A 19,573-nucleotide genomic window follows, 5' to 3' on the forward strand; every position below is an offset into this window, starting at 1 on the left:
CGGCAGAAGCGTCAGTCCTGGCTGTTCTCGGGCATGTGCCGCGACAGCCAGACGCTCTGCGCGACGATGAACACCAGCATCAGCCCCATGCTGCCGAACAGCTTGAAGTTGACCCAGACGTCGGTGGAAAACTGATAGGCCACGTAGAGGTTCAGCACACCCATGGCCGCGAAGAACCCGGCCCAGGCGGCATTCAGGCGCGCCCACACCGGATCGGGCAGGGTGACCTGCTTTTCCATCATGGCGCGGATCAGGTTCTTGCGCCAGACCATCGCCGAGCCCAGTAGTGCCACGGCGAACATCCAGTAGAGCACCGTCGGCTTCCACTTGATGAAGGTTTCGTTGTGCAGCACCAGCGTGGCGCCGCCGAATACGGCGATGATCAGCAGGCTGACCCACTGCATCGGCTCGACCTTGCGGTGGCGAAACCAGACCCAGCCGATCTGCACCACCGTGGCGGCAATGGCCACGGCAGTGGCGGTGTAAATGTCGGCCAGCTTGAAGGCGGCGAAAAACAGGATGACCGGGAACAGGTCGAACAGGAATTTCATGCGGTACCAGGTTGTTGCCGGCCCGATGGCCGGCGCTTGTCAGCGCTGCGGGTCGCGCCGGGGTTCGTTGCCGCTGCCGGCATCGTGGGCATGATCCGCCTCACGCTGCGCCGGGTCGCGATCGTCGAATTTTAACGCAGCCGAGTTGATGCAATAGCGCAGGCCGGTCGGGGCCGGCCCGTCCTCGAACACATGGCCCAGGTGGCTGCCGCATTCCTTGCAGCGGACTTCTACCCGCACCATGCCGTGGGTGTGGTCGGCATGTTCGGCAATGACCTCGCCGTTGATGGGGCGGAAATAGCTGGGCCAGCCGCAGCCGGCATCGAACTTGGTGGCGGACTCGAACAGCGGCGTGCCGCAGCCGACGCAGTTGTAGATGCCGCGTTCCCAGTGATCCCAGTAGCGGCCGGTGAAGGGGCGCTCGGTCGCGGCTTCGCGCGTCACACGGTATTCGATGTCGGAGAGCTGGTCGCGCCACTCGGCGTCGGTCTTGGTGGTGGTCATTGTCGTTTCCTCACGGTCTTGCCCGGGATAATGGCCTCGGAACTTCTGGCCTCGGAACTCCTGGCCCCGGAACCTTCGTTGGTCGGCGCACTGGCGCGAACCTTACACCGGATGGCGCCGGCGTGCAGGCTCGGGCACATGAGCAATCCGGTCACGACGAGCAGCTGACTTCCAGCCCGGCGGCCCAGTCGGGCGGCAGCGCGGCATAGTGGTCGGCCTCGGGCTGCTCGTCGAAGGGGCGCGACAGCACCGCCAGCAGGCGCCCGGTTTCGCTGAAATCCTTTTCTCGCGCGTGCCGGATCGCGGTCTCGGCCAGGTGATTGCGCAGCACGTATTTGGGGTTCACCGCCAGCATTTCCAGCTCGCGCGCGGCGTCGTCCGATTGCTCCGCACGCAGCCGCGCGCGGTAGTCGACGGCCCAGGCGTCGAAGGCCGCGCGGTCCAGGAACAGGTCGCGCACCGGCGCATCGCGCGAGGCATCGTGCGACGAGATGCCGCACAGCTTGCGCCAGAACAGCGTGTAGTCGACGCGCTGACCGTGCAGCAGCTGGAACAGGCTGGTCAGCAGGGGCTCGTCAACCTTGTCATCGCCGCCGGCCGGCGGGCGCAGGCCAAGCTTGGCACGGTAGTGGCGGAAGAAGGCGGCAGCATAGCGGTCGCGGAACGGATCGAGCGCCGTGCGCGCCGATTCGATGGCGGCATCGCGGGCGCCTTCCTTGTCGGCGTCCACCGCCGGCAGCCACAGCGGCAGCAGCGCCTGTGCCAGGCAGTGCAAATTCCAGAATGCCACCTGCGGCTGCTGGCTGTAGGCGTAGCGGCCCTGCGTATCGGAGTGGTTGCAGATATGGTTGGCGTCGAATGCATCGAGGAAGCCGAACGGGCCGTAGTCGATGGTCAGTCCCAGGATCGACATATTGTCGGTGTTCATCACCCCGTGACAGAAGCCGATGGCCTGCCAGTGCGCGACCAGGTCGGCAGTGCGCAGCGAGACTTCGCGCAGCAGCGCCTGGTATGGCTGTGCCTCGTCGCGCAACGCCGGCATGAAGTTGTCGATGACGAAGTCCGCCAGCTGGCGCAGCGAGGCCACGTCGTCATGCGCGGCGAAATGCTCGAAATGCCCGAAGCGGATAAAGGTCGGCGCCAGGCGCGTGACCACCGCCGAGGTCTCGATGGTTTCGCGCCGCACCGGTGCATCCGAGCCCACGATGCTGAGCGCGCGCGTGGTCGGCACGCCGAGCGCGGCCATTGCTTCCGAGCACAGGTACTCGCGGATCGACGAGCGCAGCACCGCGCGGCCATCGGCCATGCGCGAGTAGGGCGTCAGTCCGGCGCCCTTGAGCTGGATTTCCCAGGGGCCCGTGGCCGTGTCGGCCTGTGCCAGCCGGATCGCGCGGCCGTCGCCGAGTTGCCCGGCCCAGATGCCGAACTGGTGTCCGGAATAGACCGTAGCAATGGGATCGGCCCAGCGGGGCACCTGGTTGCCGACAAAGGTCTCGACAAAGCCGGGCTCGGCGCCCACGCCGCCATCCCAGCCAAGCAGCGCCGCGGCGGCCGGCGCCACGCCTACCAGGTACGGCGAGGGCAGCGGCGTTGGCTGCAGGCGCGTGAAGAATTTCTCGCCGAGCACGGAGAAGCCGGGCGTGGTGTCGAACGGTACGGCGAGCGCCGAGGCACCGTTGGCACCGTAGGTATCGAAGTCGTGCAAGGCGTTGGACTGGGGCGTGTCTGGCATCGCGATAGGGGCGCGCGGCAAGCGCAATCCGCGGGTTCGGGTGCGGCGCGCAAAGCCGCTTCTGGGGCGGTGCGGGCGCCGCATGACGAGGGCACGGGAATGCGTAGATGGCTAGGGAAAACGACATGTTGAGGTGCAACATGCCACGCAGTATTGTACGTCCTCAACGGCTCACATCCGGTGAGACCGCCACGCACCGCGCAGTTATTTCCCTCCTTCAATGCGCACATGAATCCGGTGCATGGATTTCGCAGAATTGCGGCCCCGATTACCACGCTTCACCACACGGCTTAACCACAGCAGTACGGCAGTGCACAACAGAATCGCAGTGACGCTGTTTCGAGGCACGCGGACAACCGCCCAAAAATAGTACGGTTGTTCGTTTTTTGACGAATCCACCAGACTTCAGGAGGCAGTTTCATGGCATTGATGGGTCAAATGATGAGCGCGCCGCTGCTCATTTCCTCCATCATCAAGCACGCCGCCCGTTACTACGGGTCGACGGAAATCGTTTCGCGCCGCACCGAGGGCGACCTGCACCGCTATACCTACCGCGATTGCGAACTGCGCGCCCGCAAGGTGGCGCAGGCGCTCGGCGCGCTGGGCGTGCAGCAGGGCGAGCGCGTCGGCACGCTGGCGTGGAACGGTTATCGCCACCTGGAGGTTTACTATGGCGTGTCGGGCATGGGCGCCGTCTGCCATACCATCAACCCGCGCCTGTTCCCCGAGCAGATTGCCTATATCGTCAACCATGCCGAAGACAGCTACGTCTTCTTCGACCTGACCTTCCTGCCGCTGGTAGAGGGCGTCGCGCCGCATTGCCCCAACGTGAAAGGCTGGGTTGCGATGACCGATCGCGCCCACATGCCGGCCGAGTCCAAGGTGCCGCTGCTCTGCTACGAGGAACTGGTCGACGCGCAGGATGGCAACTACGAATGGCCGCAGTTCGACGAGCACCTCGCGTCGAGCCTGTGCTACACCTCAGGCACCACCGGCAATCCCAAGGGCGCGCTGTATTCGCACCGCTCCACCGTGCTGCACTCGTACGCCTCGGCGCTGCCCGACGCGCTCGGCTGCTCGGCGCGCGACGTGATCCTGCCCGTGGTGCCGATGTTCCACGTCAACGCCTGGGGCCTGCCGTACTCGGTGCCGCTGGTCGGCGCCAAGCTGGTGTTCCCGGGCGCCAAGCTGGACGGTGCCTCGCTCTATGAGTTGTTCGAGCAGGAGAAGGTGACTTTCTCCGCCGGCGTGCCGACGGTCTGGCTTGGCCTGCTGCAATACGTGCAGTCGAACAACCTGAAGTTCTCCACCTTCCGCCGCACCGTGATCGGCGGCTCCGCTGCGCCGCCAGCGATGATCCGCGCGCTCGAGGCGCTGGACGTGGACGTCATCCACGCCTGGGGCATGACCGAGATGTCGCCGCTGGGCACCTCGTGCAAGCTGCTGGCCAAGCATGAGGAACTGTCCGATGCCGACCGCCACAAGATCCAGGAGAAGCAGGGCCGCGTGATCTTCGGCGTCGACATGAAGATCGTCGACGGCGAAGGCAAGGAACTGCCGTGGGACGGCAAGGCCTTCGGCGACCTGATGGTGCGCGGGCCATGGATCATCGACCAGTACTACCGCAACGGCAGCAACCCGCTGGTCGACGGCTGGTTCCCGACCGGCGACGTCGCCACCATCGATGAAGACGGCTTCATGCAGATCACGGACCGCAGCAAAGACGTGATCAAGTCCGGCGGCGAATGGATTTCGTCGATCGACATCGAGAACGTCGCCGCCGCGCACCCCGCGGTGCATATGGCGGCCTGCATCTCGGCCTACCACCCCAAGTGGGACGAGCGCCCGCTGCTGGTGGTGGTGAAGAAGCCCGGCGCCGAAGTCACGCGCGAGGAACTGCTGCAGTTCTTCGAGGGCAAGGTCGCCAAGTGGTGGATCCCGGACGATGTCGCCTTTGTCACCGAGATTCCGCTGACCGCCACCGGCAAGATGCAGAAGCTCAAGCTGCGCGAACAGTTCAAGGACTACAAGCTGCCGGCGGCCTGAAGCCGGCACAGGGCAGCATCCGGTGCGCCGCGCCTGCTTGCGGCATGGCGCCGCCCGGGGCCCGGCTGCATGGCGCGGACAGGAGGGCGCCACGCCGCCGGCCGCAATCAACGACTGCAATCAACGACAAGCCAACGACAAGAGTGAAGGAGACAGTATGACCAAGATGCGTCCGCTGGTGGCTGGTGTGGCCATGTTCGCCGCAATGGGTTCTGCGCTGGTTTCGGGTTCGGCACTCGCGGATACGGTGAAGATCGCCTTCATCGATCCGCTTTCGGGGCTAATGGCCCCCGTTGGACAGAACCAGCTCAAGAGCTGGCAGTTCGTGGCCGACGTGGCCAACCAGAAGGGCTGGGCCGGCGCGCACAAGTTCGAGGTGGTGGGCTTTGACAACAAGCTCTCGCCGCAGGAGAGCCTGACCATCCTGAAGCAGGCGATCGACCAGAACATCCGCTATATCGTGCAGGGCAACGGCTCGTCGGTCGGGCTGGCGCTGCAGGATGCGGTGGCCAAGCACAACGAGCGCAACCCGGGCAAGGAAATCATCTACCTGAACTACGCCGCGGTGGACCCGGACATGACCAATGCCAAGTGCAACTACTGGCATTTCCGGCTCGACGCCAACTCGGACATGAAGATGGAGGCGCTGACCACCTTCCTGGCCAAGGATCCCGGCGTCAAGAAGGTTTACCTGATCAACCAGAACTACTCGTTCGGGCACCAGGTGGCCAAGGCGGCCAAGGACTACCTGAAGCGCAAGCGCCCGGATATCCAGATCGTGGGTGAAGACCTGCACCCGCTGGCGCAGGTGAAGGACTTTGCGCCGTATGCGGCCAAGATCAAGGCCTCGGGCGCCGATACCGTGATCACCGGCAACTGGGGCAGCGACCTGGCACTGCTGATCAAGGCGGGCAAGGACGCCGGCCTGACCACCAACTACTACACTTACTACGCCGGCACCACCGGCGTGCCGACCGCCATGGGCGCGGCCGGTGCCGAGCACGTCAAGTACGTGGGCTACTACAACCCCAACAACAAGGGGTTCAAGGGCTCCGACGTCATCGAGGGCTTCAAGAAGAAGTACAACGATGACTTCTACGTGATGGCGTCCTACACCGGCATCGCCATGCTGTCCAAGGCGTTCAAGGACACCAACTCGACCGACCCGGTCAAGGTGGCCAAGGCGCTGGAAGGCATCAAGGTCGAGAGCATGAACGGCCTGGTCGAGATGCGCAATACCGACCACCAGGCCCAGCAGCCGCTGGTGGTGGCCACCTGGACCAAGATCGACGGCAAGGAAATCAAGTACGACCAGGAGAACACCGGGTACGGCTGGAAGACCAACGCGCAGATGGACCAGTACGTGTCCGCGCAGCCGACGTCCTGCCAGATGAAGCGGCCGGGCTGATCCTGTCCATGTCGGGCCGGCCACGATGACACGCGCAGGTGATGCAGCGTGACAGCGTGGCGGCCCGATCCTGCATACTCTCGGTCTTTCTGGATCGATAGCGGTAGCGTCCGGGGCGCCATGCGCCCTGCGGAGGGGGACGCTCACCCCAAATCCAACCGGACGGATGCCAACGCACCCCACTGCGGCGGCACCAGCTTGAAGGACACGCTGTGGAATTCTTTGTCATCTCCCTGCTCAACGGCATCAGCTACGGGCTGCTGCTGTTCATGCTGTCATCAGGCCTGACCCTGATCTTCAGCATGATGGGCGTGCTCAATTTCGCGCACGCAAGCTTCTATATGCTGGGCGCGTATTTCGCCTACACCATCGCCAGCAAGGTCGGCTTCTGGCCGGCGCTGATCTTCGCGCCGCTGCTGGTCGCTGGCGCGGGCGCGCTGGTGGAGCGCTTCGGCCTGCGCACGGTGCACAAGTACGGCCACGTGGCCGAGCTGCTGTTCACCTTCGGCCTGGCCTACCTGATCGAAGAGGGCGTCAAGCTGGTGTGGGGACTGGCCGCGGTGCCTTACCGCATCCCGGCCGAACTGGAAGGCCCGCTGTTCCAGGTGTTCACCTCGACGTTCCCCAAATACCGCGCCTTCATGATGCTGGTGTCGCTGGGCATGCTGGTGGCGATCTACCTGGTGCTGACGCGCACCCGCATCGGCCTGGTGATCCAGGCCGCGCTGACCCATCCGGAGATGGTCGAGGCGCTGGGCCACAACGTGCCGCGCGTGTTCATGATGGTGTTCGGCGGCGGCGCCGCGCTGGCGGGGCTGGCCGGCGTGATCGGCGGCAATGCCTTCGTCACCGAGCCGTCGATGGCGGCGGCGGTCGGGTCGATCGTATTCGTGGTGGCGGTGGTCGGCGGCATGGGGTCGCTGGTGGGGGCCTTCATTGCGTCAATATTGATTGGCGTGCTGCAGACCTTTGCGGTCACGATCGACGCTTCGCTTGCGGGGCTGTTGCGCAGCCTTGGCATGGCAGTCAGCGAAGCCACGCCGTTCTACGCCTTGTGGAAGCTCACGGTGGCCCAGGTGGCGCCGGTGCTGCCGTACCTGTTGCTGGTGGTGATGCTGATCTTCCGCCCGCGTGGACTGATGGGAACCCGGGAGAGCTGAGGCCATGGAGCAAGCGATGCAACAACCGCGCGAGCCGGTGTCGACCGGCCGCACCCTGCGCTACCGCCCGCTGAACCTGGCGCGCTGGGTAATCTGGAGCCTGACCATCGTCATCATGCTGGTGCTGCCGCTGGTGTTTACCGGGGGCTTCGCCATCACGCTGATGTCGCAGATGGGCATCATGATCATTTTTGCGCTCTCGTACAACATGCTGCTCGGGCAGACCGGCATGCTGTCGTTCGGCCATGCGGTGTATTCCGGGCTGGGCGCCTTCATTGCCGTGCACGTGCTGAACATGGTCGGCGCCGGCACGGTCTGGCTGCCGGTGTCGATGCTGCCGCTGGTGGGCGGGCTGGCCGGCGCGTTCTTCGGCGTGATCTTCGGCTATGTCACCACCAAGAAGGCCGGCACCACCTTTGCCATGATCACCATGGGCATCGGCGAGATGGTGTTCGCCAGCTCGCTGATGTTCCCCGAGTTCTTCGGCGGCGAGGGCGGCATCTCCACCAACCGCGTGGTCGGCGACCCGTTTTTGGGGCTCACCTTCGGGCCCGGGCGCCAGGTCTACTACCTGATCGCGGTGTGGTGCCTGGTGTCGATGGTGGCCATGTACGCGTGGACGCAGACGCCGCTGGGCCGTATCGCCAACGCCGTGCGCGACAACCCCGAGCGGGTCGAGTTCATCGGCTACAACACCCAGCGCGTGCGCTACCTGGTGCTGGTGCTGTCGGCGTTCTTCGCCGGGATCTCCGGGGCGCTCGCGGCGATCAACTTCGAGATCGTCTCGGCCGAGAACGTCAGCGCGGTGCGATCAGGCGGCGTGCTGCTGGCGGTGTTCATCGGCGGCGCGGGCGTGTTCTTCGGGCCGATCATCGGGGCGGTGGTGTTCGTGCTGTTCGCGGTGGCGCTGTCGGACCTGACCAAGGCGTGGCTGCTGTACCTGGGCCTGTTCTTCGTGCTGATGGTGATGTTCGTGCCGGGCGGCCTGGCCAGCCTGCTGCTGATGCAGCTGCCGCTGGCGGCGAAGGGCAGGTTGCGCCGCATGCTGCCCTCTTATGCAAAGGCGGGCGCGGCCGGCGTGGTGCTGCTGGTGGCGATGATCGTGACGGTCGAACTCGTCTACAAGGTGCAGGTCGACAGCGCCAATGGCACGGCCATGAAGCTGTTCGGCGTCGGCTTCGATGCGGCGACGTGGACGCCATGGGCGGTGGCGGCGGTGCTGTGGGCCGGGGGGCTGGCCGCATGGCGGCTGACGGTGCGCGCGTCGCGCGCCGAATGGGACAAGGTGCAGGCGGAGATCGCGGGAGGCACGGCATGACGGCGGCACTGGAACTGACCGAGGTACGCAAGAAGTTCGGCCAGACGGAGATTATCCGCGGCGTGAACCTGAGCATCCCGAAGGGTGAGCGCCACGCGCTGATCGGGCCCAACGGGGCGGGCAAGTCCACCACCTTCAACCTGATCTCGGGCCGCTTTGCGCCCACCAGCGGCACGGTGCGCCTGAACGGGCATGAGATCGGCGGGCTGCAGCCGTTCGTGATCAACCGCATGGGGCTGTCGCGCAGCTTCCAGATCACCAATATCTTCCATCGGCTGTCGGTGTTCGAGAACCTGCGCTGCGCGGTGCTGTGGTCGCTTGGCTACAAGTACTCGTTCTGGCACCGGCTGACGGGTTTGCGCGATGCGCGCGAGCGGGCCGACGAGGTGCTGGAACTGATCGGCATGCAGCACCGGCGCAATACACAGGCGGGCCTTCTGACCTACGCTGAGCAGCGCGCGCTGGAAATCGGCATCACCATCGCCGGTGGTGCCGAGGTGATCCTGCTGGATGAGCCTACCGCGGGCATGAGCCGCTCCGAGTCCGACCATGCAGTCGAACTGATCCGCAAGGTCACCGTCGGCAAGACACTGGTGATGGTGGAGCACGACATGAGCGTGGTGTTCGGGCTGGCCGACCGCATTTCGGTGCTGGTCTACGGCGAAGTGATCGCCACCGATACCCCGCAGGCGATCCGCAACAACCGCAAGGTCAAGGAAGCCTACCTGGGGACCACGCTGGACGAAGACACCACCGAAGGAGCGCACTGATGGGCAAGCGGATGCTGGAAGTCACGGGCCTGCATGCCTACTACGGCAAGAGCCATATCCTGCATGGCGTCGATGCGCATATCGACGAAGGCGAGATCGTGGCGCTGCTGGGGCGCAACGGGGTGGGGCGCTCGACCATGGCCAAGGCCATCCTCGGCATGGTCAAGGCCGAGGGCTCGGTGAAGTTCCGCGGCGAGGAGATCCTGGGGCGGCGCACGTTCGAGATCGCGCACCTGGGCATCGGCTATGTGCCGGAGAACCGGGACATCTTCCCGACGCTGACGGTGCGGCAGAACCTGCTGCTTGGCGAGAAGCGCAACCCGCGGCAGCCCAAACCGCGCTGGTCGGTGGAAGACATGTTCAACATGTTCCCCCGGCTCAGGGAACGCGAGAACACCTCCGCGGGCGTGTTGTCAGGCGGCGAACAGCAGATGCTGACGCTGTGCCGGACGTTGATGGGCGATCCCGACCTGGTGCTGATCGACGAGCCCACCGAAGGGCTGGCGCCGATGATCGTGGCGCTGGTGGGTGACTACCTGAAGACGCTGAAGGAGCGGGGCGTCTCGGTGCTGCTGATCGAGCAGAAGCTGGCGATTGCGCTGGATATCTCGCAGCGGGTCTACGTCATGGGGCACGGGCATATCGTGTTCGAGGGCACGCCCGGCGAACTCAAGGCGAACTCGCAGATCCGGAAGGAGTGGCTGGAGGTTTAAGCGTTTCCGCCGGCGCTGCGGGTGCCACCCGTAGCGTCGGCGTCACTTCATGTTTCACGACAGCCGCGGGAAAGGCGCTCCTTCAACTCCGAGCGTCACTAGTGCTTCTCAGGTCGTTGACTACTCAAATTTCCAGTCGAGGACAAGCCACTTTGCAACACTGTTGTAAATTTGTCTTAACACAAAAATGGGAATGATTCGCATTTGTACTTCGATTCCTACCTCCCTATAATCGCCCGCCGGGGATGGACGACTTGATTCACGGGCGACGGTGGTGCGCTTCCTTGAGCTTGTCTTCATTGACCACGCTTGTTCGCGTCAAGAACTACAAGACAACACAGGGAAGGCAAGACCGTGAAAGGAAACCAGAAGTCGTTTGAATTGACCCCGCTCGCCGCTGCACTGGCAGGCGCCGTCGCAGCGTTTGCCATGCAGGGTGCATCGGCGCAGGGGAGCCAGCCTGTCGTCGCCGCCACCGGCCAGGCTGCGCCGGTGACGCTGGAACGGGTCACCGTGACCGGCAAGCGCGACGATGGCTACAAGGTGGAAGAGGCGCAGTCGCCCAAGTTCACCGCGCCGCTGCTCGACACGCCCAAGTCCGTGACCGTCGTGCCGACCGAGGTGATCCGGCAGTCGGGCTCGAACTCGCTGCAGGACGCGCTGCGCACCACGCCCGGCATTACCTTCGGCGCCGGCGAAGGCGGCAACCCGATCGGCGACCGTCCTTTCATCCGCGGTTTCGACTCGATGTCGAGCATCTATGTCGACGGCGTGCGCGATACCGCTTCGCAGACCCGCGACACCTTCAACATCGAAAGCATCGAAGTCATCAAGGGCCCCAGCTCGGCCTACGGCGGCAAGGGCTCGGCCGGCGGCATGATCAATATCGTGTCGAAGCTGCCCCAGGCTGAGAACTTCGCGCAGGGCTCGATCGGCGTGGGCACGGACTCGTACTTCCGCGCCACGGCCGACGGCAACTACGTGATCAACGACAACACCGCCGTGCGCCTGAACGCGCTGGGCTATACCGCCAACGTGCCGGGCCGCGACGAGGTCGACCAGAACTCATGGGGCTTTGCGCCGTCGGTGACGTTCGGCATGAAGTCCGATACAAAGGTCACGCTGTCGTACTACCATCTGCAGGGCAACGGCATGCCGGACTACAGCATTCCGTACTCGCGCCCGGCCAGCCAGTCGTCCAAGGCCAACCCGTCGCAGCCCGCAAACGTTGACCGCAACAACTTCTACGGCCTGACCGACCGCGATTTCCAGAAGACACAGAGCAATATCGCCACGGCCACGGTCCAGCATGATTTCCGCAACGGCCTGGTCTTCAGCAACACCACGCGCTGGGGCCGCGCCACCAACGACTACATCGTCACCAACCCTGACGACAGCCGCGGCAACGTGCCGCGCGGCTTTGTCTGGCGCAACACCAAGAACCGCGACTCCGCCACCGAGACGCTGACCAACCAGACCGACCTGACCGCCAAGTTCGAGACCGGCAGCCTGAAGCACAGCGTGCTGTTCGGCTTCGAGTTCAGCCGCGACGATACCGACAACACGCCGTACAACGTCCTTTCGGCCAATCCTGCGAGCAATCCTACGCGGAGTTTGCCGACTGTCCCGGGCATCTGCAACGCGTCGCTGCTGGCAAGCTTCGACTGCACGTCGCTGGCCAACCCGAACCCGAACGACCCGTGGCGCGGCACCATCACCAAGATGCCCTTCACCACGACCACTACGACCAATACCCGCTCGGTCTACCTGTTCGATACGGTCGAGATCACCAAGCAGTGGATGATCAACGGTGGCGTTCGCTACGACAGCTACGACACGCACGCTTTCACCAACGCCTATACCAACCCGAACACGGGCGCGGCCGTGGCGCAGGTGGACATCCGCAACAAGTCGAATTTCTTCAACTACCAGGCGGGCGTGGTCTACAAGCCGGTCGAGTACGGCAGCATCTATGTGTCATATGGCACCTCGTCGACGCCGCCGGGTTCGACCAACGGCGACGGCGCCGACAACATCACGGCGGCGCAGCGCAACCTGGAGCCGGAAACGGCGCGCTCGGTGGAAATCGGCACCAAGTGGGATCTGCTGGCCAAGCGGCTGTCGCTGACTGGTGCGATCTTCCAGATCGAGAAGAACAATGCGCGCGTGGCGGTTGATGCCAACACGACCGTCAATGCCGGCAAGCAGCGTGTGAAGGGCTTCGAGCTGGGCTTTGCCGGCAACCTGACGGACAAGTGGGGCCTGTTCGGCGGCTATACGTACCTGAACAGCGAACTGATCGATAACGGCCCGCAGGCTGCGAACGCGGCCAACAACGGGAACCAGTTCCCCAATACGCCCAAGAACAGCTTCAGCCTGTGGACGACCTATCAGGTGCTGCCGGCGCTGACGGTTGGCGGTGGTGCGTACTATGTCGACAAGGTGTATGCCAATCCGGCCAACTCGCTGTATGTGCCGTCGTACTGGCGGTTTGACCTGATGGCGGCTTATCGCGTCAACAAGAATCTGTCGTTGCAGTTGAATGTGCAGAACTTGTTTGACAAGACCTATTACACCAAGGCGCATAACCACTACGGTGCGCTGGGTGCTGGGCGGTTTGGGATGTTGACGGCTAACTTCAAGTTCTAATTTTTTGATAATTCAATGCGGCCCGTTTCCTGTGATTTATGGGAGGCGGGCTGTTTTCGCTGGTGCCAGTGCTCTGTGCCTACTATGTCGCGGTTGGTGACATGCTGTCGGGTTTTGAGGCGCCGCGCTGTCGCTGTTGGTGACATGCTGTCGGCTTTTGAACCGCCTGGTTCCGCCCTCCTGGGCGGGTCACTTTTTGTCCGAGCGACAAAAAGTAACCAAAAAGCGCGTCGCCTAGCGGCTGGCTGGGCCAATTTGGCGCTTCTTGATGTATGGGCGTTATTGGTCTCAGTGAGAGGTGGTCGCGGTGCCAGCCTGCTACGCCAGGTGAGTGAGTGTGGGTGCCTGACGATTCCCGACTTTTGAACCATCCCCAGGACGGGTGTAGGCCGCCTGCTGCCTGCGGTATCGCGTCATCGCCTACGGCTGCGCTGCGCGCGGCTCAGTTTCGCGGGTGAGGTGTCCTGGCCCGAACCCGCATTGCTTCGCTCGCTGGGCGGCGACGGCAATGACCAGAGCGCTTTCGGCCGCTCTGCCACCTTGGGCCCGCGCGTAGCGCAGCCGAAGGCGTCCCACCGATGAGGCTTCTAGCAGGCGGCCTACGCCCGGCATGGAGATCGTTCAATAACCGGTTAACGTCAGGCACAGGCCCTGAATCACCTGGCGTTAGCAGGGTCGAACGGCCACCAAGCCCAAGCGGAAATCACCACCGCCCGAACCACCCACGCCGCCAACTTGATAGCCAGCCGCTCAGGCGACGCGTTTTTTGGTTACTTTTTGGCGCTCGGCCAAAAAGATGGAATGAACGCGCCCCGTTCCCCCTACCTGCCGTCAATGAGAGCGTAGTTCAGTGAGAGCATGCGGGGAGGTGTCTGAGGAAAGGGGGGCCCCCATCGCGAAACGGCATCAATGTGCCAGAGTGGAAGTTCTCACAGTCCACACAGGATGGAGGGACCCGAAATGAATACTACGACTTACGGCCTGGACATTGCAAAGACTGTATTCCAGCTCTATTGGGTCGAGTCCGACGGCAAGTGTGTTAATCGCCGCTTCAGCCGGCAGCAACTGATCGAGTTCCTCGCCAAGCGGCAGCCTGCACGGGTGGCGCTCGAAGCGTGCGGCAGCGCTCACTGGTGGGCCCGCCAACTTTGCAGCCTCGGCCACGAGCCAATGTTGCTGCACGCCAACTACGTGCGTCCGTTTGTGCAAACCAACAAGACTGATGCCGCCGACGCCAAGGCCATCTGGACCGCGGCGCAGCAGCCCGGCATGCCGATCGTGGCGCCCAAGACCGAGCCGCAGCAGTGCGTGCTCAGTCTGCACGCCATGCGCCGGCTGCGCGTGAAGATGCGCACCATGCTGGTCAACCAGCTGCGCGGCACGCTGTTCGAATTCGGCGTCCACTTCCCCCGTGGACTGCGCACCGGCCTGCACGAGATCGTGCAGCACATGCTCGACATCGAGCAGAGCGTGCCGCCCCTGCTGTTCGAGTTCGTGCGTGAGCAATTGCAGAGCATCGAGCGGCTCGATGCCGAAATCGCCCGCCTCGACCAGCGGATCGACGCCTGGGGGCGGCAGAACCAGGCTTGCCAGACCATTCTCGCCATCCCTGGCATCGGCATGCTCACCGCCACGGCCATGGTCGCCACCATTGGCGATGTCCGCACCTTCAAGTCCGGCCGGCAACTGGCCGCCTATCTGGGACTGGTGCCTAAACAGACCGGCACCGGCGGCAAGGTCTGGCTCGGGAGCATCAGCAAACGCGGTGACCCCTACTTGCGCACTTTGCTCATTCACGGTGCCCGGGCCGTGCTGAGCCATCTGCGTCGAAAGAACCAGCCCGGCTGGCCTCTGACGCTCGCGCAGCGCCGCCCTGGCAACGTCGTGGCCGTCGCCATGGCCAACAAGATGGCCCGCACGCTCTGGGCCCTGCTGGCGCATGACCGGGCTTATGACCGAGACTACGTCTCGGTCAGGCCTGCCTGATGGCAGGCCGGGCTGGCAAGGAGGAAAGAAGGCAGGACCCGTCCCACAGGTTGCGACGGTTAGATGAACCTCATGGCAAGACAGGTCGGACCGCGGGAGCGCAAGCCCAACGGGTAACAGGTGCCTCAAAGCACGACAAAAAGATAGGGACGCTCCCGGCGCATATCCATGAAGGCCCGCAGGCTCGCCTGCACCGCAAGGCCGGATATAAGTCTGCAACCAGTCCTGCTCAAGCCAGAATGGTCGTCTTACCTTGCAAACGGGGCGCGTTCATATAAGTGACCCGCCCAGGAGGGCGGAACCAGGCGGTTCAACGGCCAACAGCATGTCACCAGCAGCCCCCGCCGCCGCCAGCCGCCACCCGCCGCCGCCAGCAGCCACCCCAGCGCCCAACCCCAAATCCCCATTTCCAAATCCCATACTAATCTAGAGCCAGCGCTCGCTACATTCACCAATGTGCCTGATGCGCCATCAGCAAACGGTCTCCCGCACGCCCAAGCTCCCGCCTCCATGCACCACGCTACAGGCCGAAATTCGCCCCACGCATGCCCCACAAAAACCCGTGAAATTGAAATTGAACGACCGTGCTATTTTGTGTATGCTTGTTTCGCCCAAGCCCCGGAAGGCTTGTGGCAAGCGGTAACCGCGGCGGGTTAACCCTGTGCCAATCACCCCTGCACCCAGCAGCAAAACAATAATTCGAGAATTCGAATCCCGAGACAAACTTTTGTAAAAGGAACCAGCATGACAGCGCAGTATCAGGTTCAGGACGGTGTAGCCGTCATCACGCTCGACAATCCCCCTGTCAACGGCCTGGGTCACAGCACCCGTCTTGGCATCGTCGAAGGCATGACCCGTGCGCTGGACGATGCCGCCGTCAAGGCCATCGTCATTACCGGCGCCGGCAAGGCATTCTCGGGCGGCGCCGACATCCGTGAATTCAATACCCCCAAGGCCATGCAGGAGCCGACGCTGCACTCGGTGATCCGCGTACTGGAAGCGTCGTCCAAGCCCGTGGTCGCGGCCGTGCACTCGGTCGCCATGGGTGGCGGGCTGGAACTGGCGCTGGGCTGTAACTACCGCGTGGCGTCCAAGGGCGCGCAGATCGCGCTGCCGGAAGTGAAGCTGGGCCTGCTGCCCGGCGCCGGCGGCACCCAGCGCCTGCCGCGCGTGATCGGCCTGGAGGCCGCCGCCAACATGATCGTGTCGGGCACCCCGGTGCTGTCCGAGAAGTTCGCCGGCACCAAGCTGTTCGATGAAATCGTCGAGGGTGACGTGCTGCCCGCGGCGGTCAAGTTCGCGCAGAACGTCGGCGCCGCCAGCGGCCCGCATCCGAAGGTGCGCGACCTGAAGGTGCGCCACGAGAACCCCGAAGGCTATCTCGGCTTCGCCCGCAACACCGTGGCCGCGATGGCCAAGAATTTCCCGGCGCCGCTGAAGTGCCTGGAAGCGGTGGCCGGCTCGCTCAAGCCGTTCGAGCAAGGCCTGAAGGAAGAGCGCGAGGGCTTCCTGTTCCTGGTGACCACGCCGGAATCGCGCGCGCTGCGCCACGCCTTCTTTGGCGAGCGTGCCGCCAGCAAGATCCCCGACGTGCCCGAAGGCACCCCCGTGCGCAAGATCGAGAAGGTTGCCGTGATCGGCGCCGGCACCATGGGCGGCGGCATCAGCATGAACTTCCTCAACGCCGGCATCCCGGTCACGATCCTGGAAACCAAGCAGGAAGCGCTGGACCGCGGCGTCGGCATCATCCGCAAGAACTACGAAAACAGCGCCAAGAAGGGCAAGCTCACGCAGGAGAAGGTAGAGCAGCGCATGGGCCTGCTGAGCACCACGCTGTCCTATGACGACATCAAGGACGCCGACATGGTCATCGAGGCCGTGTTCGAGGAAATGGGCGTCAAGGAAATCGTCTTCAAGAAGCTGGACGAAGTGATGAAGCAGGGCGCGATCCTGGCTTCGAACACCTCCACGCTGGACGTGAACAAGATCGCCTCGTTCACCAAGCGTCCGCAGGACGTGGTCGGCATGCACTTCTTCAGCCCGGCCAACGTGATGAAGCTGCTGGAAGTGGTGCGCGGCGAGAAGACCGGCAAGGACGTGCTGGCCACGGTTATGCAGATCGGCAAGAAGATCAAGAAGACCGCGGTGGTGTCGGGCGTGTGCGACGGCTTTATCGGCAACCGCATGATCGAGCAGTACAGCCGCCAGGCCGGCTACCTGTTGGACGAGGGCGCGCTGCCCGAGCAGGTCGACAAGGCCATCGAGAAGTTCGGTTTCGCCATGGGCCCGTTCCGCATGGGCGACCTGGCCGGCAACGACATCGGCTGGGCCATCCGCAAGCGCCGCGCCGTCGACAAGCCCGAGATCCAGTACTCGAAGACCGCCGACCTGCTGTGCGAGATGGGCCGTTACGGCCAGAAGACCGGCGCGGGCTGGTACGACTACAAGGCGGGCGACCGCAAGCCGTACCCGAACCAGCAGGTCAACGACATGATCGTGCAGCACTCCAAGGACTTGGGGCTGACGCGCCGCAAGATCTCGGACGAAGAGATCGTCGAGCGCCTGGTGTTCGCGCTGGTCAACGAAGGCGCCAAGATCCTGGAAGAGGGTATTGCTTCCAAGGCCTCGGATATCGACATGGTGTACCTGACCGGCTACGGCTTCCCGCTGTTCCGCGGCGGCCCGATGCTGTATGCGGACCAGGTCGGCCTGTACAACGTGGCGCTGGCAATGAAGCGCTACGCCAAGGGCTACCACGGCGAAGCCTGGCAGGTCGCGCCGCTGCTGCAGAAGCTGGCGGACGAAGGCAAGGGTTTCAACGGTTAATTTGCCAAGAGGGTTCAGCAAGGAGCGGCCATGAACACCACCATCGGACCGGACGATTGCCTGCTGGTGATCGACGTGCAGAACGACTTCATGCCGGGCGGCGCGCTTGCCGTGCCCAACGGCGATGAGGTGGTGCCCGTCATCAATCGGCTGGCGCGCGCGTTCGGGCATGTGGTGGTGACGCAGGACTGGCATCCGGCCGCGCACGTCTCGTTTGCGGCCAACCATGCCGGCACGCAGCCGTTCCAGATGCTCACGCTGCCGTATGGCGAGCAGGTGCTGTGGCCGGTGCACTGCGTGCAGGACACGCCCGGCGCCGCGCTGCATGCGGGCCTGCACGTGCCGCACGCGCGGCTGGTGATCCGCAAGGGCCACCATGCCGACGTGGACAGCTACTCCGCTTTCCTTGAGGCGGACCGCACCACGCGTACCGGGCTGGCCGGCTACCTGCGCGAGCATGGCGTGAAGCGCGTGTTCTGCGCCGGGCTGGCGACGGACTACTGCGTGGCATGGAGCGCGCTCGATGCGCGCGCCGCCGGCTTCGAGGCCGCGGTGATCGAGGATGCGTGCCGGGCCATCGACCTGCAAGGGTCGCTGGCGAAAGCATGGCAGGACCTCGGCGCCGCCGGCGTCGCGCGCGTGATGTCCGCGGATGTGCTCAAGGGCCAGGGCTGAACCAAACCACCGAACTGAACGACACAAGATTCCGAGGAGCAACACATGAACGAAGCAGTCATCGTATCTACCGCACGGACCGGCCTGGCCAAGAGCTGGAAGGGCGGCTTCAATATGACCCACGGCGCCACCCTGGGCGGCCATGCGGTCCAGCATGCGATCGCCCGCGCCAAGATCGACGCCGCCGAAGTGGAAGACGTGCTGATGGGCTGCGCCAACCCGGAAGGTGCCACCGGCGCCAACATCGCGCGCCAGATCGCACTGCGCGCCGGCTGCCCGGTCACCGTCCCCGGCGCCACCGTCAACCGCTTCTGCTCGTCGGGCCTGCAGACCATCGCCATGGCCGCGCAGCGCGTGATCGCCAATGAAGGCGACATCTTCGTCGCCGGCGGCGTGGAAAGCATCTCCTGCGTGCAGCAGGAAATGAACCGCCACATGATCCAGGAAAGCTGGCTGGTGAAGAACAAGCCGGAAATCTACTGGAACATGCTGCAGACCGCCGAGAACGTGGCCAAGCGCTACAGCATCTCGAAGGAGCGCCAGGACGAATATGGCGTGCGCAGCCAGCAACGCGCCGCCGCCGCGCAGGAAGCCGGCAAGTTCAAGGACGAGATCGTGCCGATGACGGTGCTCGCCGGCGTCGCCGACAAGTCCACCGGACAGCTGGTGACGAAGGAAGTGACCATCGACCGCGACGAAGGCATCCGCGCCGACACCACGCTGGAAGGCGTGGCCAAGATCCGCAGCGCGGTGCCGGGTGGCGTGATCACCGCCGGCAATGCCTCGCAGTTCTCGGACGGTGCCTCGGCGGCCGTGGTGATGAACGCGCGCGTGGCCGAGGCCAAGGGCCTGCAGCCGCTGGGCGTGTTCCGCGGCTTTGCCGTGGCCGGTTGCGAGCCGGACGAGATGGGCATCGGCCCCGTGTTTGCGGTGCCCAAGCTGCTGAAGAAGGCTGGCCTGAAGGTCGAGGACATCGGCCTGTGGGAGCTGAACGAAGCCTTCGCGGTGCAGGTACTGTACTGCGCCGACAAGCTCGGCATCCCGATGGATCGCCTCAACGTCAACGGCGGCGCCATCGCGGTGGGCCACCCGTACGGCGTGTCGGGTGCGCGCCTGGTCGGCCATGCGCTGATCGAAGGCAAGCGCCGTGGGGTGAAGTATGTGGTGGTGACCATGTGCATCGGCGGCGGGCAGGGTGCTGCTGGTCTGTTCGAAGTCCTGTAACTGCCGACAAA

Annotated in this window: 14 protein-coding genes; 11 read left to right on the top strand and 3 right to left on the bottom strand. The window is 64.3% G+C overall.

Features of this window, described 5'->3' with window-relative positions; translation table 11 throughout:
• Window positions 1–11: 11 nt before the first annotated feature.
• From AC5WJ1_RS06525 to AC5WJ1_RS06535, 3 genes are all read right to left on the bottom strand, one after another.
• Entirely contained in the window at window positions 12–551 is a 540-nt protein-coding gene (locus tag AC5WJ1_RS06525; RefSeq protein ID WP_133098356.1) for a septation protein A, read from the bottom strand.
• Between the two features lie 39 nt (window positions 552–590).
• Window positions 591–1,055, bottom strand: a complete 465-nt coding sequence (msrB, locus tag AC5WJ1_RS06530; protein WP_063242135.1) for a peptide-methionine (R)-S-oxide reductase MsrB — start codon at window positions 1,053–1,055, stop codon at window positions 591–593.
• Between the two features lie 151 nt (window positions 1,056–1,206).
• Window positions 1,207–2,787 carry a protein adenylyltransferase SelO gene (locus AC5WJ1_RS06535; protein ID WP_135706247.1) on the bottom strand — a complete coding sequence of 527 codons (1,581 nt, stop codon included), beginning with the start codon at window positions 2,785–2,787 and terminating at the stop codon, window positions 1,207–1,209.
• 420 nt (window positions 2,788–3,207) lie between these two features.
• Here AC5WJ1_RS06535 and AC5WJ1_RS06540 point away from each other — a divergent pair, with 420 nt between their 5' ends.
• The 11 genes from AC5WJ1_RS06540 (at window position 3,208) to AC5WJ1_RS06590 (ending at window position 19,562) form a co-directional block, all read left to right on the top strand.
• On the top strand, window positions 3,208–4,833 hold the full coding sequence (locus AC5WJ1_RS06540; protein WP_135705057.1) for a 3-(methylthio)propionyl-CoA ligase: 1,626 nt from the start codon (window positions 3,208–3,210) through the stop codon (window positions 4,831–4,833).
• Window positions 4,834–4,990: 157 nt separating this feature from the next.
• On the top strand, window positions 4,991–6,241 hold the full coding sequence (locus AC5WJ1_RS06545; protein ID WP_133098358.1) for a branched-chain amino acid ABC transporter substrate-binding protein: 1,251 nt from the start codon (window positions 4,991–4,993) through the stop codon (window positions 6,239–6,241).
• A 212-nt stretch (window positions 6,242–6,453) separates the two neighbouring features.
• A complete protein-coding gene (locus tag AC5WJ1_RS06550; protein ID WP_029048186.1) occupies window positions 6,454–7,401 on the top strand; it encodes a branched-chain amino acid ABC transporter permease in 948 nt (315 codons plus the stop codon).
• Between the two features lie 4 nt (window positions 7,402–7,405).
• Window positions 7,406–8,719 carry a branched-chain amino acid ABC transporter permease gene (locus tag AC5WJ1_RS06555; protein WP_133098359.1) on the top strand — a complete coding sequence of 438 codons (1,314 nt, stop codon included), beginning with the start codon at window positions 7,406–7,408 and terminating at the stop codon, window positions 8,717–8,719.
• A complete protein-coding gene (locus AC5WJ1_RS06560; protein ID WP_135705058.1) occupies window positions 8,716–9,489 on the top strand; it encodes an ABC transporter ATP-binding protein in 774 nt (257 codons plus the stop codon). Before AC5WJ1_RS06555 ends, AC5WJ1_RS06560 begins: the two co-directional genes overlap by 4 nt.
• Complete coding sequence (locus tag AC5WJ1_RS06565) at window positions 9,489–10,202, top strand: ABC transporter ATP-binding protein (protein WP_133098361.1); 714 nt, start codon at window positions 9,489–9,491, stop codon at window positions 10,200–10,202. Before AC5WJ1_RS06560 ends, AC5WJ1_RS06565 begins: the two co-directional genes overlap by 1 nt.
• Before the next feature lie 429 nt (window positions 10,203–10,631).
• The gene (locus AC5WJ1_RS06570; protein ID WP_494476527.1) at window positions 10,632–12,851 is read left to right on the top strand and encodes a TonB-dependent receptor; all 2,220 of its coding nucleotides are present in this window, start codon (window positions 10,632–10,634) and stop codon (window positions 12,849–12,851) included.
• 960 nt (window positions 12,852–13,811) lie between these two features.
• The gene (locus AC5WJ1_RS06575; protein WP_494476430.1) at window positions 13,812–14,837 is read left to right on the top strand and encodes an IS110 family RNA-guided transposase; all 1,026 of its coding nucleotides are present in this window, start codon (window positions 13,812–13,814) and stop codon (window positions 14,835–14,837) included.
• A 744-nt stretch (window positions 14,838–15,581) separates the two neighbouring features.
• Window positions 15,582–17,663, top strand: coding sequence for a 3-hydroxyacyl-CoA dehydrogenase NAD-binding domain-containing protein (locus tag AC5WJ1_RS06580; protein ID WP_133096880.1), 2,082 nt, complete (start codon window positions 15,582–15,584; stop codon window positions 17,661–17,663).
• Window positions 17,664–17,693: 30 nt separating this feature from the next.
• Entirely contained in the window at window positions 17,694–18,338 is a 645-nt protein-coding gene (pncA, locus tag AC5WJ1_RS06585; protein WP_133096881.1) for a bifunctional nicotinamidase/pyrazinamidase, read from the top strand.
• Window positions 18,339–18,383: 45 nt separating this feature from the next.
• Window positions 18,384–19,562 (top strand): acetyl-CoA C-acyltransferase, encoded by a 1,179-nt coding sequence (locus tag AC5WJ1_RS06590; protein ID WP_135705059.1) that lies wholly within the window; start codon window positions 18,384–18,386, stop codon window positions 19,560–19,562.
• The last annotated feature ends 11 nt before the right edge of the window (window positions 19,563–19,573 follow it).

Source organism: Cupriavidus sp. MEYA8, from assembly GCF_059278825.1.